Source organism: Parasphingorhabdus sp. (assembly GCF_036568145.1).
In the GTDB taxonomy this organism is placed as follows: domain Bacteria; phylum Pseudomonadota; class Alphaproteobacteria; order Sphingomonadales; family Sphingomonadaceae; genus Parasphingorhabdus.
Genome location: NZ_DATCTC010000023.1, coordinates 173,000 through 185,518, shown reverse-complemented (window position 1 = coordinate 185,518; position 12,519 = coordinate 173,000). Strand labels below are relative to the sequence as shown.

The following is a 12,519-nucleotide window of genomic DNA, read 5'->3' as shown; positions in this document are numbered from 1 at the left end:
AGCCGCTGTTTTTCATGGAAAAAGATGGATCCCCCGTGAGGATTCGAACCTCAATTAACGGAGTCAGAGTCCTTTTTTGACGCTACGGAATCCTTGCCATTCGTCCTTCATGTTGCATCTATGTTGCATCTTCAAAAATTGCTGTCTCTACTGCATCGGCTATACCTGCATCTTTTTCCGCCTGATTGAATAAGTGCCCGTAAGTATCAAAGGTCACCTGAATTGATGAATGGCCCATCCAAGTTTGGATTCGCTTAGGCGATACATTTTGCTCAATCCAGAGCGAAGCGCAAGCATGGCGGAAAGCATGAAGGCCATAAAGCGGCTTTTCCCCATCCGGCGTTTTCAGACCGCAAGCAATCTGCACCGGGCCGCTGATCCCCTGTAGCATCGCGGGATGCGACATAACTTTTCCCGATGGCGATGGAAAAACCAAATCCATAGGGGAGGGCGGGCAAGCGAGTTTCCACTTACGCAGTGCCTGCAAAGCCATATTGGGAAGGGGTATTGTCCGGCGTCCTGCTTGTGACTTTGGCGGGCCGATATTGTTCTTTGCGTCCGCACGCTGGATGACTGCGACCATTGCACCGGATATGTCGATTGCCTGCCAAGTTAATCCCCGCAGTTCGGAAGCACGCAGACCGGCGAATATTGCAAGGCAGTGCAGGGCAAGGGCTTGATCGTCCCCTGAATGGCCCAGGATGGCGGCTAGGGCTTTTTTAGGTGGGATGACTATCTGGGGGCGGGAACGTCCGCCTGAATCCACAGTGACGCCCAGGGCGACGTTCTGAGCGACCAGACCGCGTTCCTGGGCATCCTTTATCAGCATCCTTAAGGATTTAAGAACGCGGGAGGCCATAGGAGCGGAAAGGTCTTTCATCCATTGATTGCGATAGGCGATGACATTGGGCTTAGTCAGACGGGAAAGTTTGACGGCACCACAAAGCGGATTGATATGCAATCGAACGTGCTGGTCATAGGCTGCAATCGTGGTTGCTTCCCGGCCTTTCAAAGTTACAGTCTCGATCCATAGCTTGCCAGCTTGTTCAATCGTGATTGATTGGCTGTCCGCTGTATGCGTTCCCTGGCTGACTTGCCATGCAGCGCCGACCTGCCAAGCCTCAGCATCCTTTTTGCGGCTGAACTGCTTTGACCGGCGCTTGCCTGACTGATCCCGATAATCGACAAGCCAGCTTTGCTTCTCATCACCCTTGGCATTGGTCCATAGGCGTTTGCGAATAGTGGTCATGAGTTATCTATGAGATTACCAGCAATGTGGCCGCCCCAACTTACATTTTCTGCCCAGCTTGCCACTTCTTGCCAAAGCTCATTTTGCTTATTTGAAAGGCCAGTTCCGTTGATTGCATCTTCGATCCTTAAAACAATCAAGCTCACATTGACTAAGAGACCTCTGGGATAAGATGAAATATCATTTAGTAACTTAATCGACTTTTCCGCTTTTCTAGTTTCGTGTTTTTGCGGTGAAGCAAAAAGCAAAGATCCTGAGTTTATAAAACTATATTTCTGTATTTTCGAATTAGATGCACCTTCAGTTGTTATACCGCTCAGGTCTCCTGCCAAAAATGTCATCATAACTGGCGACTCATGGTTTCTTGATGCTAATACCGCAGCCTCAATTTCATAGGCACAATGTCCAACCACAATACGAACGCGCTCCGGGGTAAGTCCGAGCAACAATAATTCGATAGCAAACGCTAGTTGGAACAGGTGCCCTCCATTGTATATTGCGGGTTTACCGCGGCCAGTGTTTAATCCTTCCGGAAAGCCAATACGTTGGAGATTCTTCAACCGAGCCCTAAACCCAGGTAATTGCGTATCAGAGATACCATAGGTTTGAGCTAAAATCGCCTCGACCTCTGCGTAAGTGAAACTTGCTGGCAATGAGACCTCCGAAAACAAACATTTCTTTTCCCCTTGCACAGTTTTCAATGTATGTCTAATGAGTGCAATGATACTCTTTGTATTAACGTGTATCTAGGAAAAATAAAAGGAAAAGTATAATGGCCACACCTGACAGCATTGCTGACGATTTATTGACTGGCATCCCAGCGGCTGCTGAGTTTCTGGGAAGAACTCCCAGGGCAGTATATCATCTCGTAGCAAACGAACGGATTCCATTCATTCGTAATGGACGACGCTTATATTTTCGAAAATCCGAACTCGACGCAGCATTCACTGGCGATGTTAGCGGCCGAGAAACCTCAGCTCAGTAATTGGCCAGCCAACGGGCTCCAATCCCGATGACCGGCCTAACCGAAACCTTAACCAACAAGGAAACGACTATGGAAACCAATAGCATGTGCGCGGTCAATACCGCCAGCCCATTAGAGACAAACCAAAAGAAAGCCCGTGCCGGAATAGAGGTATTGGCGAGTTGGAAAGACAATCTCGGCCATACCCCCTTCAATGCTGCAAGCCTTGATGACGGCCAAACTCCCTTCACCGAGGCACAAGGTATGGTTGAAGTCCTGAGCGCTCTATTCGCAACAGGGCGTGACAATGCAGAGCGGCCTAGCGAGACAAATATCAGTGATGCATCTATTGCCGCCGCCTTGGATGGAATTAGCAGGCTGATGAGCCTCTCCAGACTGGAAGCCGATAGCTTTGAATATTCCCGCCGTCAGGGGAAAGGCGGTGAGCTATGAAAATGCAGGCATCTTTACCAAGCTCTAATCGCAGTGAATTTGCGAAACTTCTCACCGATATTGAAAGCGCGCGCGAGGCCGTTAATAACCGTTCAGAAGAGCCTCAGATCGATGAACCTGATGCACTGATGGACGACCTGATCCATGCAGAAGAAAAGTTAGCCAGCTTCGAAACCAACAGCCTGGATGATCTTGTTACCAAACTGGAGATATTAAAGGTTGAAGAGGAAGTGGCGCGCTACGCTACCCAAGCAGTCTGGGAGGGCTTTATCCGGGATCTTTACCGATTAGCTGGCAGGCAGAGGTTTTGCCCAAAGGCTTGGCTTGCAGATTGGGCGGCGGCCGGTGGTGCGTATTTTGTTCAGGGTGAAGCCGTAAAATTCATTTACTCAACCACGAGTCATGCCAATGAACTTTCGCATCTTCTGAGCCAACTCAATGAACGCACCAAATCCGAAATTGAAGCGCTTATCCTAACCAATTTCAAAACGCTGGTTGCTTAAGATTCCTATATCATGGGGAGAAAACGCAACCAAGCTGATCACAAAGCCGATACACGGGGCGGAAGCTGGACGGGGATTCCCCATGCCGTAATGGATAGTGACGCCTATTTAGACCTTTCATTATGGGCGAGGGCAATCCTGGTAGAGATAGTCCGAAAAATGAATGGATATAACAACGGTAAGATTGCTGTTAGTTATGCTTATCTGACCGCGCGCCTAAATAATTCGAACAAACGGAAGATAGGCGCAGCTATCGCAGAACTTATGAGCCATGGCTTTTTGGACACCGAAGCGGCCGCCGATTGGAAGGGGCGTCGGTCAAGGGAATATCGTTTGACCTTCGTCAATACGACGCCCGGCGATAAGCACAAAGCGGCAACCAATGATTATCGGGATTGGGTAAAACCAAAACAGAAAGCCGGTAACGATGTATCACCATTAAAGGCCAGTAATGGTGACACTCCATCACCATTAGCAAAAAAGAATGGTAACACATCATCACCATTAAAATTCGCCAATTTACGCAAAACTGCGCCAAATGACGAAATCGACGCTTCAAAGAATGGTGACACATCGTTACCCCTTATATGTAAGCCATACCCCCCTGCTCAAAACCCAGAACCTCAGCCTGATAAATCACTGCCCGAAACACCAACAACAGCAACAACAACACTCGAAAAAAAATCGGGTCCAAAATCTGAGTTGAGTTTTGAAGATGCTGTTCGTGATCAAATTGCTTCGATCTGGAAAAGTCTTACCCCTGATAAGCAGCGGCGTTTGGCAAATAACAATAACGTCACTGTCCAGGAAATAGCTTCGTTCGTTGGTGGAGCTGACAATCTCAGTACTCCGAAGCTTGCAGCGCTCAGAAGCGATATCGTGCCCAGATGATGAACCGATGAAAGGATGCCCACATGAAGACCAAATACACGCCCGGTGATCTTCTCATACAGGCCCTAAAGCTGTGCGATAACAATCTGGACGAAGCTATGAACATTTTGAAAGAAGCATCCGAGCTTCGACCTGATCATGGTCTTTCAGGTGTCTTGCTGGAAAGAGTGCAGAAAATCCGGCTTTTGTCTTTTGAAATGTGCAGAAATGACTTTGCTGATGCAATATCTTCGCTGCAATCTGCGGAGGCGATTGGCTACTACAACAAAATCACAGGCGGCTTAGTCGGGAAGAAGTTTTAGGCGGGTATTATAATACCGTTGATGCTATAATTGCCGAATCAAGCGGAAGGGAAAAAATGAAACAACAGCTTTCTCACCAGCAAATAGATATCTGTAATCATCTATCTACGAAGATGCGTGACTTTGCGATGGCAGAAGCAAAAGATTGTTTGCCCTTGGCTATCGAATGGATGGGAGGCGCATGCTCGACGGAAGAAACATTGGAGGTTGTTTCTAAACGCGATCAAATGGTGGTTGCTATCCGTATAATGGCTTTAGAAGGAACCTCCCACAATAGGCCAATGGCAATAGATGCACTATTCAAAGCGCTATTGTCGCTTAAGGTTTCGGCCTTGAATAGATTGTATAAAGAACGGCAAAAGCCGAAGTGTGATCGGGACTTCCGGAAGCTGCTGTCGAACGATTCAGTTTAAAACTGTCATGCCCTAAAGACGAAATATGACAAAACGAGTAACCAAAACGATGCTGAAAGCGGTTCGTATTGCTGCCGAGAATGGCGCAACTGATCGCGAAATAGCCGAGCTGCTCGATATGTCTGAGCGGAGTCTTTATCGCTTGAAGCACACCAACGCTGACCTGGTTGAAGCATTGAAAGTTGGCAAGGCGGTTGCCGATGATCGGGTCGAGCAATCGCTATATCGGCGCGCTACCGGTTATAGCTTCGACACCGTTAAGGTTTTCATGCCTGCCGGGTGTCTAGAGCCGGTTTGCATTGAGATAGTCGAGCATGTTCCCCCTGATACCACGGCTGCAATTTTCTGGCTCAAAAACAGGCGCAAAGAAGATTGGCGGGATAAGCAAGAGCTCGAAGTGTCTGACCAGTTCACGTCCGCAAGCATCCTTTCGAAAGCCCGACAACGAGCCGGAATGAAAGAAAAACCAGAAAAATAATTCTTCGCAGCTCGTGCGATTCAAAATCTGGCTGTCAGGTGTAAGTTAATTCCTATGACAGCTATTAAACCCGATCCCCAAATGATCCAAACAGCGCGATTAGCCGCGTCTGCTGGCCTTAGCCATGAGCGCATTGCCAAGCTGCATGGCATTAGCGAGCGCACCCTCTACCGCATGAAAAGACGTGAAACCGAGCTGGCCCAGGCACTGGATGCCGGTGCACGTTTAAATGCTCAACGCTGCCGGTGCTGCCAACAAATTATCAGACATGATGGAGACGAAGACAATGGATAACATGGATTACGAGAAAACCAGAGCAGTGCTTCAAGAGCAACGGATTGAGGCTGTCAGACTTTACGAACGCGCTGCGGTGGCCGCTTCGGATGGCTCAGGCACAAAAGAACAGGCGGCCGAAGCCAAAGGCTGTATTGCTGATGTTGATGATCGCCTGGAAACATTGGAGATTGTCCGAAAGGAAGCTGAGCGCACTGCTTCTGCTAATCGCCTGGCTGCTTCGCGAAAAGACGTAAAAGCTGATCGCATAGCAATAGAAAAGGAGCTGCAAATACAAGAAGCAGCCGCTGCCCGCATTCAGGATATGGCAAAAAAAATGGGCCAAGATGCCGAATTGATCAACCAATCAAGTCGCAAAGTTGTGGCAGTTGCAAAGAAGCATGAAGGGCTACTCGCTCATGAGTTCCAGCACATTCTCCGTGATTTCAATGCCGGGCTTTATCAATTCAAGGAATCTGTTGCAGGGCATTTAACCGTCTCTGGCATGAATTTGGCCGGTGCCAATTTCGATAATGCCAAGTTCGCGGTGAGAGATACAAGCCTTTCGTCCAGAATGAAGAGCCGCAATGATAGCGCGCGTATCCGCCTATCTATCCTTGATGACTTTGTGAACGACAACTGATGTTCAGTCATCTGGTATTAGTTCCGGCATTCGATGGAACAGCTCTGCGTAAGGCTGGCGAGCATATCAACTACACCGGCAAGCCTGATTGGAAGTTCCAGCCATTGGACCCTAGCGAAGCTACCATCTGGGCCGCTACGGTTAAGCGGCCTCTGGATGCCGATGCACAAATAGCTCTGGCGAATAAGTCACATTCTCAAACTGTGGCCGACTTCAAGCGAGCTGGTTGGAGTGTTCAATCAAGCGACAGTAGCAGCGGACAGGATTCCAGCACAGCCATAAAGCAACGCCTAAATAATGATGAGGTCACTCATGGTAACTGATCCCTTTGAGTATGCGCGGCGCGGTGCAAGGCGCACTGAGCCTGATGATCCGCTTGTTGCTGATTTCCAGCGTGAGCGTAACGAGCGGATAGCTTATGATATTAAGCTTACAAACGCAGCGCCCGACGAACTTGCCAAATCGCGGCGGCTTTCAAGAGAAACTGACCTGCCTGCCCCGATAGTTATTCACAACATTGATACGGTGGAAAAAAGACAAAGCATCAATGCGATGATCGCCGCGGTGAACCAGTTTCCATCATTAGGCCGGTGGGTTTCCACAAATAAAAACGCTACATTGGTCACAGACGATATCCACGGTGTTACCAATCTTGCCAAGAAGTTTGATCCGGTTGAATGGACCAGACTGCATGGCACCCTTAAGCCTTCTTCGGCGAAGTCTCCGACCGCTCTCAACACAATAACGGGCCTACTCGCTAACTTTGCTGGCGGCATTTGGGACATTCAAACCGGCCTTGCCTGGTCCGCTATTGATGCGGGCATAATTGATGCGGGCTACCAATTCAATTTTGGTCCGGGCCCATTGATCCAGCGGTTATCAAAAGAGGATCTGCAACAACGCTATATCGACAATCAGATTGCCGTGAACCGCGCCTCGCCTCGCTTTCATAGCAGGGAAGCCAACGCTGCGTTCCAGGGCGGCGCTTCTCTGTTAAGGCAAACACCCGGCATAGCGGCATCAATCGCGACCCGTTCAAGCATACCTGCTTTGGTCAATGCAGGCGTAAATTCTGCCGCTCCGGCCTATGCCAAATACCGTGTGCGTGGCGGCACGGCAGGCGAAGCTGCAACTGGAGCCCTGCTTGAAGGCGGTATTGAGGTTGCTACCGAGAAGCTTCCCATGGGCATCATTGTCGAAGCCTTCGGGAAGGCTGGTGCAACCAAGTTTTTGCGTGATTACCTGGCAAGGGAAATGCCGACTGAGCAGGTGGCAACCTTTGCTCAGGACGCTGTTGATACTGCCATTGCAAACCCCGAAAAGACATGGGGCCAATTCGCTGCTGAACGTCCAGGCGCAGCCTATGACACTGCCATATCAACTCTGACCTCGACCGGCGCGATAGCAGGGCTTTCAACAGGTGTTGAGCGCCTCGCTCGCGGCCGCACCGATCAAGCGCGGGCAGAAGCTGGCGCAATCTTTCTCGATAAGCTCATGGAATCATCTGCTGAGAGCAAACTTAAAAGCCGTGATCCCGAAGCCTTTAAGGAGCTGATCAGGCAGGTTTCAGAAAACAGCCCGGTTGATTCCGTCTTCATTCCTGCCACCGCAGTCCGGGAATATATGCAATCTGAAATGTATTCCGAAAGCGAGTTCTTTTCAGGCCTTGAAACTGAATTGACTGAGGCCGAAACGCATGGCGGGGATATTGTCATCCCCATAGAAGATGCGCTGGAAGCAATGGCCGGGACGCCTGCCTATGATGCGCTAAAAGATCATATCCGCTTGACTGCTGGCGGTGTCAGTAAGAGCGAGGCGGACCTTTTCAATGAGGCAGTGGCTGATCAGGTGCAAACGCTCGGCGAAGAGATAGAGGCTGATCTTGCTCGCGAGAAAGCAGCTCGTGCACCTCGTGAACGCCTGCTCGACAAAATGCGGAGTGATCTCCAAAATGTTGGCTATTCCCCTGATGCTGCTCAAGCCCAGGCTGAACTGGTAACTGCGCGCGTGGCGACACGTTCGGCTCGTCTTGGACGTGATCTTGAAGGCAACGAGCTGGATAATCTCTCAATACGGCAGGTTTTGCCGGAGCGATTACGGCCCGTTCTGCAAAAAGCGGATGATTTGGATATTGCCATAGCTGGCTTGCGTGGAACATTGAAAGACGAGCCTCCCGGCCAAAGCCTGGTCGAATTTATCAGCCGTTCGGGCGGGGTTCGAGATACTGGCGGTGAGCTTCGCGATATTGGATTGAATAAATGGCGCAAGCCTGGCTTCAAGAGCCCCTATCTGGAAAAGAAAGCGGCAGGCTTCTTTGGCATTGGCACCGATAGCAAAGGGCTGGATGATGTTGCATCGGCCGCTGCGCTGGAAGGCTTCATTGCGAAAGCTGACACAGATTTGCTGATCGAAGCGATTGCCGAAGAAGTTGGCGGTAATCCGGTTTACCGAGAAGAGGATTTGCAGCGCGGTCGGACCTTCAAAGATGGTATAGACGATCTGGCAAATTTCCTTGGCGGTCTTGGGCTTGATCCCTCAACCGCGAGTAAAGCCGAGATCGAAACATCCTTACAGCGCTACCAGGAAGATGAAATCTCGGCGCGTGTATTGTTTCAATCAATCAATGACGGTGCGCGCGGCAAAGTAGGATTTGACGGGAATAAGGCTGTGATATCCCTATTCGAGGGGCGCGACCTAAGCACGTTCATCCATGAAATGGGCCATGTTTGGCTTGAAGAGCTCAAAGCTGATGCTGCGTTGGACAATGCACCGGCACAGATCAAAGAAGATTGGAGCTTCGTGGCTGACTGGTTTGCCATTAATGGTTACCAGGTTGATAAAACGATCCCAGATGATGCCCACGAACTCTGGGCGCGCGGTGTCGAGCGGTTTATCATGGAAGGTAAGCCGCCTTCGGGAGTGTTGGATAAGGTATTCCACACGTTCCGGTCATGGATGTTGGCCGTTTATCGGGCTGTGGAAAATCTGCGCGCTCCAATCAGTCCCGAGATTCGTGACGTAATGGCCCGTATGTTGGCAACCGATACAGAGATTGCCGAAGCTGCCGAAGCGCAAGGCCTGAAAGCCCTGTTTGACAATGCCGAGATAGCAGGCATGACCGAGAAAGAGTTTCGTGCATATCGTCAGAATGTCGAAAGTGCCCGGGATGCAGCTTATGATAACCTGTTGGTCAAAGTCATGGGACAGGTTCGCCGCAAGCGCGAGAAGGAATATAGAGAAGTTGAGCGCGGCATTGAGAAAGAGATCGCGCAAGACGTCGATAATCGCCCGGAATACCGCGCGCTAAACTACCTCCGGAACGTGCAAGCTATGGATAAAGGGACGGTCTTCGCAAGCTACGGCTCCACCATTGGGGGCAATCTTCCTGTCCGGGTTCTTAAGGATGGTGGAATCGACCCTGATGAAGCGGCCCAGATGACCGGCTTCGATACCGGCGATGACATGATTAAAGCCCTCATGGGTATAGAGACAGAACGCAAGCGCATGAAAGAAGCGGGCGATAAGCGCAGCCCGCGCCAGGCATTGATCGATTATGAAGTCGAAGAGCTTATGCGGCACCGTTACGGTGATATTTTATCTGATGGTTCAATCGAAGAGGAAGCGCTGGCTTCGCTGCATGACGAACGCCAGGGTGAGATTATAGCTGCTGAGCTTCGGACATTGTCGCGCCGGACCTCTCAGGAACCTACTCCCTACAAGATCGCCAAAGATTGGGCGGCTGACAAGATCGCCGCTGGTGTCGTCACTGATGTTATCAGCCGCCAAGCTATCCAGCGATATGCCCGGGCGGCCGCGAAAGCTGTTCGTGCTGCCGAGGCTGCCATGATCGAGCAGAATATTGATGAAGCCTATAAGCAAAAGCGGATTCAGATGCTCAATAATGCTTTGATCAGTGAAGCGAAAAAGCGCGCTGACCAAACTGAAACGGCAATTAAACGCTTAAGCGAAGTGTCCAAAAAGCGGACGATGAAGTCCGTCGATCAGGATTATCTGGAACAGGCGCAGGCATTGCTGCAATCTGTTGATATTCTGCCTCAAAGCCAGCGCCGTATCGATGCACGCATGTCATTTGAGGAATGGGCTGAAAGCCAGTCATCTAAAGGCTATGATTTGGTGGTGCCAAGTTCATTTGCATCGCGTATTGGCAAAAAGCACTGGTCCAGGCTGACAGTGGAAGAGCTTATTGGTCTTGATGAAGCTGTGAAGCAAATCATGCACCTGGGGCGAACCAAGCAAACCCTGCTCGATAATCAGAAACAGCGTGAGTTTGACGCTGTGGTGAATGAAGCCGTGGATAATATGCTGGTATTGCAACAGCGCCCGGCTGATGATTTGACAGAGCCTAGCAACTGGGATTCGCTGAAAGCAGGTGTGATCAGCGCAGAAGCTTCTCTCGTTAAGGCCGAAACAATCTTCGACCGTCTGGACAGCCAAAAAGCTGACGGCGTGTTTAATCGCGTGATCTTCAAGCGCATTTCTGATGCTCAAGATCGCGAGCAGGCAATGATCAAAGATTATATTGAAAGGCTCAATGGTCTGATCAAGGCGATTCCCAAAGCCACTATCAGGCGCTGGTCGCAAAAGATCACAATCCCAGAGTTACAAGATCCAGCTACGGGCCTCCCAGTCGTTACTAACCGGGAAAAGCTTATCAGTATGGCCCTGAATATGGGTAACGAAAGCAATACTGCCAAATTGGTAGGCGGTTATGGCTGGGATGAAAATGCTCTCATGCGCGTTCTAAACCGAGAACTAACGGATGCAGAATGGCATTATGTGCAAAAGGTATGGGACACAATCGGCAGCCTTTGGCCTGAAATTGAAGCTATGGAAAAGCGGCTTAACGGAGTTGCACCAGAGAAAATTCGGCCGCGTTCATTGGACACGAAAGCCGGTAAGCTGCGCGGCGGCTATTTCCCGGTGGTCTATGATGCCAGTAGGGATTTTGACGCGGAGATTAATCAGGCGCGCAACTCTGATATGTTCGAGAATACCTATCGGAAAGCGGCAACCTCACGGGGATTTGTGAACGAACGAACCGCGGTAGAGCGGCCGATCCATTTGAGCTTGGGTAATATCAATCGGCATGTTGGAGAGGTAATTCACGATCTAACACATCGTGAGGCCGTCATTGATGCTGACCGCTTTATCTCTGATCGCCGTATCATGCGGGCAATGGATAACAGCATCGGCCCTGCCGAACGTAAGCAGCTAAGGCCTTGGCTCCAGCATATCGCGAACGAATGGGCTGTAGACAATCAGGCAATGCAAGGTTGGGAAAGATGGATCTCCCGGATACGCACGAATGCAACGATGGTTGGCCTTGGCTTCCGAGCATCGACAATGATGATGCAAGCTGCCGGTTATTCGAACAGCTTTGAGCGTGTTGGTGCAAAACACATGGCTCCTGCGATAGCGAAGTTTTGGAAAAACCCTCTGCAAACTAGCAATTTCGTCCTGGAGCGTTCTGGCGAGGTTCGTAATCGGATGAGTAATCTGGATCGCGATATTAGAGATGCTGTGCGAAAGCAGGCGGGCAAATCTGATCTGATCAGTGATGCACAGCGTTTCGCATTCATGGGCATTGGATATATGGATCGGGCTGTCTCCGTGCCTACATGGCTCGCTGCTTACAATAAAGCACTGGCATTCGGTAAAACCGAAACACAATCTGTTTATGAAGGTGATAAAGCCGTGCGCCAATCGCAAGGCTCAGGGGCTGCCAAAGACCTTGCTGCTGTTCAGCGCGGACGCGGCAAAGCTGGCGAAGCGATGAAGCTCCTCACTATGTTTTACAGCTATATGAGCGCCTTTTACCAGCGCCAGCGGTTGCTTGTGCAAGATAGCGGGACGGCTATCAAAAGCCGAGATGTTGAAGCAGTGCCAGGATTATTAGCGCGAGCATGGTGGCTTATCATTTTGCCGCCTGTTCTTGCCGAGCTGCTTGCCGGTCGCGGCCCCGATGAAGATGAAGATCCTGCTCTTTGGGCTATACAGCGTATGATGTTGCAATCAGTCGGCCCTATCCCTGTCGCGCGTGATGTAGCATCATCGGTTGATAGCGGCTTTGGTTATTCATTTACGCCTGCCGAGGGCTTGGGCCGTTCAGCAGTTGGAAGCATTAAAGACACCGTGCGAATAGTCCAAGGTGAAGACACCAAGCGCGCTACACGCAATTATATGGAAATGGCCGGCTATTTCACAGGCCTGGTACCCGGCCAGGTCGCGGCCTCAACTCAATTTATTATTGATGTAGCCTATGGCGAACAAGATCCAGACGGAATCGGCGAATGGATAGAAGGCCTTGCTAAGGGCAAAATTAAGTAAAT

Annotated in this window: 13 protein-coding genes; 11 read left to right on the top strand and 2 right to left on the bottom strand. The window is 50.3% G+C overall.

All coding sequences use genetic code 11. The annotated features are described in order from the left end of the window. Positions 1 to 118 precede the first annotated feature (118 nt). Positions 119 to 1,249: a tyrosine-type recombinase/integrase gene (locus tag VIN76_RS08735; protein WP_332041450.1), complete on the bottom strand. Its 1,131-nt coding sequence runs from the start codon at positions 1,247 to 1,249 to the stop codon at positions 119 to 121. Beyond that, positions 1,246 to 1,902 (bottom strand): hypothetical protein, encoded by a 657-nt coding sequence (locus tag VIN76_RS08730; RefSeq protein WP_332041449.1) that lies wholly within the window; start codon positions 1,900 to 1,902, stop codon positions 1,246 to 1,248. The genes VIN76_RS08735 and VIN76_RS08730 overlap by 4 nt, the downstream gene beginning before the upstream one ends. Positions 1,903 to 2,021: 119 nt before the next feature. Between VIN76_RS08730 and VIN76_RS08725 the strand changes: the two genes are divergently transcribed. The 11 genes from VIN76_RS08725 (at position 2,022) to VIN76_RS08675 (ending at position 12,517) form a co-directional block, all read left to right on the top strand. Continuing rightward, positions 2,022 to 2,234 (top strand): helix-turn-helix domain-containing protein, encoded by a 213-nt coding sequence (locus VIN76_RS08725; RefSeq protein WP_332041448.1) that lies wholly within the window; start codon positions 2,022 to 2,024, stop codon positions 2,232 to 2,234. Positions 2,235 to 2,303: 69 nt separating this feature from the next. Further along, positions 2,304 to 2,666 (top strand): hypothetical protein, encoded by a 363-nt coding sequence (locus VIN76_RS08720; protein ID WP_332041447.1) that lies wholly within the window; start codon positions 2,304 to 2,306, stop codon positions 2,664 to 2,666. Next, positions 2,663 to 3,169: a hypothetical protein gene (locus VIN76_RS08715; RefSeq protein ID WP_332041446.1), complete on the top strand. Its 507-nt coding sequence runs from the start codon at positions 2,663 to 2,665 to the stop codon at positions 3,167 to 3,169. Before VIN76_RS08720 ends, VIN76_RS08715 begins: the two co-directional genes overlap by 4 nt. A 12-nt stretch (positions 3,170 to 3,181) precedes the next feature. Next, positions 3,182 to 4,060, top strand: a complete 879-nt coding sequence (locus tag VIN76_RS08710) for a hypothetical protein (RefSeq protein WP_332041445.1) — start codon at positions 3,182 to 3,184, stop codon at positions 4,058 to 4,060. Positions 4,061 to 4,083: 23 nt separating this feature from the next. Next, positions 4,084 to 4,362, top strand: coding sequence for a hypothetical protein (locus VIN76_RS08705; protein WP_332041444.1), 279 nt, complete (start codon positions 4,084 to 4,086; stop codon positions 4,360 to 4,362). Positions 4,363 to 4,418: 56 nt separating this feature from the next. Then, a complete protein-coding gene (locus VIN76_RS08700) occupies positions 4,419 to 4,775 on the top strand; it encodes a hypothetical protein (protein WP_332041443.1) in 357 nt (118 codons plus the stop codon). Positions 4,776 to 4,800: 25 nt separating this feature from the next. After that, positions 4,801 to 5,253: a helix-turn-helix domain-containing protein gene (locus tag VIN76_RS08695; protein WP_332041442.1), complete on the top strand. Its 453-nt coding sequence runs from the start codon at positions 4,801 to 4,803 to the stop codon at positions 5,251 to 5,253. Positions 5,254 to 5,307: 54 nt separating this feature from the next. Next, on the top strand, positions 5,308 to 5,547 hold the full coding sequence (locus VIN76_RS08690; RefSeq protein ID WP_332041441.1) for a helix-turn-helix domain-containing protein: 240 nt from the start codon (positions 5,308 to 5,310) through the stop codon (positions 5,545 to 5,547). Further along, a complete protein-coding gene (locus VIN76_RS08685) occupies positions 5,540 to 6,169 on the top strand; it encodes a hypothetical protein (RefSeq protein ID WP_332041440.1) in 630 nt (209 codons plus the stop codon). The genes VIN76_RS08690 and VIN76_RS08685 overlap by 8 nt, the downstream gene beginning before the upstream one ends. After that, complete coding sequence (locus tag VIN76_RS08680; RefSeq protein WP_332041439.1) at positions 6,169 to 6,492, top strand: hypothetical protein; 324 nt, start codon at positions 6,169 to 6,171, stop codon at positions 6,490 to 6,492. The genes VIN76_RS08685 and VIN76_RS08680 overlap by 1 nt, the downstream gene beginning before the upstream one ends. After that, the gene (locus tag VIN76_RS08675) at positions 6,482 to 12,517 is read left to right on the top strand and encodes an acetyltransferase (protein WP_332041438.1); all 6,036 of its coding nucleotides are present in this window, start codon (positions 6,482 to 6,484) and stop codon (positions 12,515 to 12,517) included. Before VIN76_RS08680 ends, VIN76_RS08675 begins: the two co-directional genes overlap by 11 nt. The last annotated feature ends 2 nt before the right edge of the window (positions 12,518 to 12,519 follow it).

Excerpts from the sequence above, each read along its gene's own strand:
- VIN76_RS08690 (WP_332041441.1), top strand. The coding sequence starts at position 5,308 with ATGACAGCTATTAAACCCGATCCCCAAATGATCCAAACAGCGCGATTA.
- VIN76_RS08700 (WP_332041443.1), top strand. The coding sequence starts at position 4,419 with ATGAAACAACAGCTTTCTCACCAGCAAATAGATATCTGTAATCATCTA.
- VIN76_RS08705 (WP_332041444.1), top strand. The coding sequence starts at position 4,084 with ATGAAGACCAAATACACGCCCGGTGATCTTCTCATACAGGCCCTAAAG.
- VIN76_RS08695 (WP_332041442.1), top strand. The coding sequence starts at position 4,801 with ATGACAAAACGAGTAACCAAAACGATGCTGAAAGCGGTTCGTATTGCT.
- VIN76_RS08725 (WP_332041448.1), top strand. The coding sequence starts at position 2,022 with ATGGCCACACCTGACAGCATTGCTGACGATTTATTGACTGGCATCCCA.
- VIN76_RS08715 (WP_332041446.1), top strand. The coding sequence starts at position 2,663 with ATGAAAATGCAGGCATCTTTACCAAGCTCTAATCGCAGTGAATTTGCG.
- VIN76_RS08685 (WP_332041440.1), top strand. The coding sequence starts at position 5,540 with ATGGATAACATGGATTACGAGAAAACCAGAGCAGTGCTTCAAGAGCAA.
- VIN76_RS08720 (WP_332041447.1), top strand. The coding sequence starts at position 2,304 with ATGGAAACCAATAGCATGTGCGCGGTCAATACCGCCAGCCCATTAGAG.
- VIN76_RS08675 (WP_332041438.1), top strand. The coding sequence starts at position 6,482 with ATGGTAACTGATCCCTTTGAGTATGCGCGGCGCGGTGCAAGGCGCACT.
- VIN76_RS08680 (WP_332041439.1), top strand. The coding sequence starts at position 6,169 with ATGTTCAGTCATCTGGTATTAGTTCCGGCATTCGATGGAACAGCTCTG.
- VIN76_RS08735 (WP_332041450.1), bottom strand. The coding sequence starts at position 1,249 with ATGACCACTATTCGCAAACGCCTATGGACCAATGCCAAGGGTGATGAG.
- VIN76_RS08710 (WP_332041445.1), top strand. The coding sequence starts at position 3,182 with ATGGGGAGAAAACGCAACCAAGCTGATCACAAAGCCGATACACGGGGC.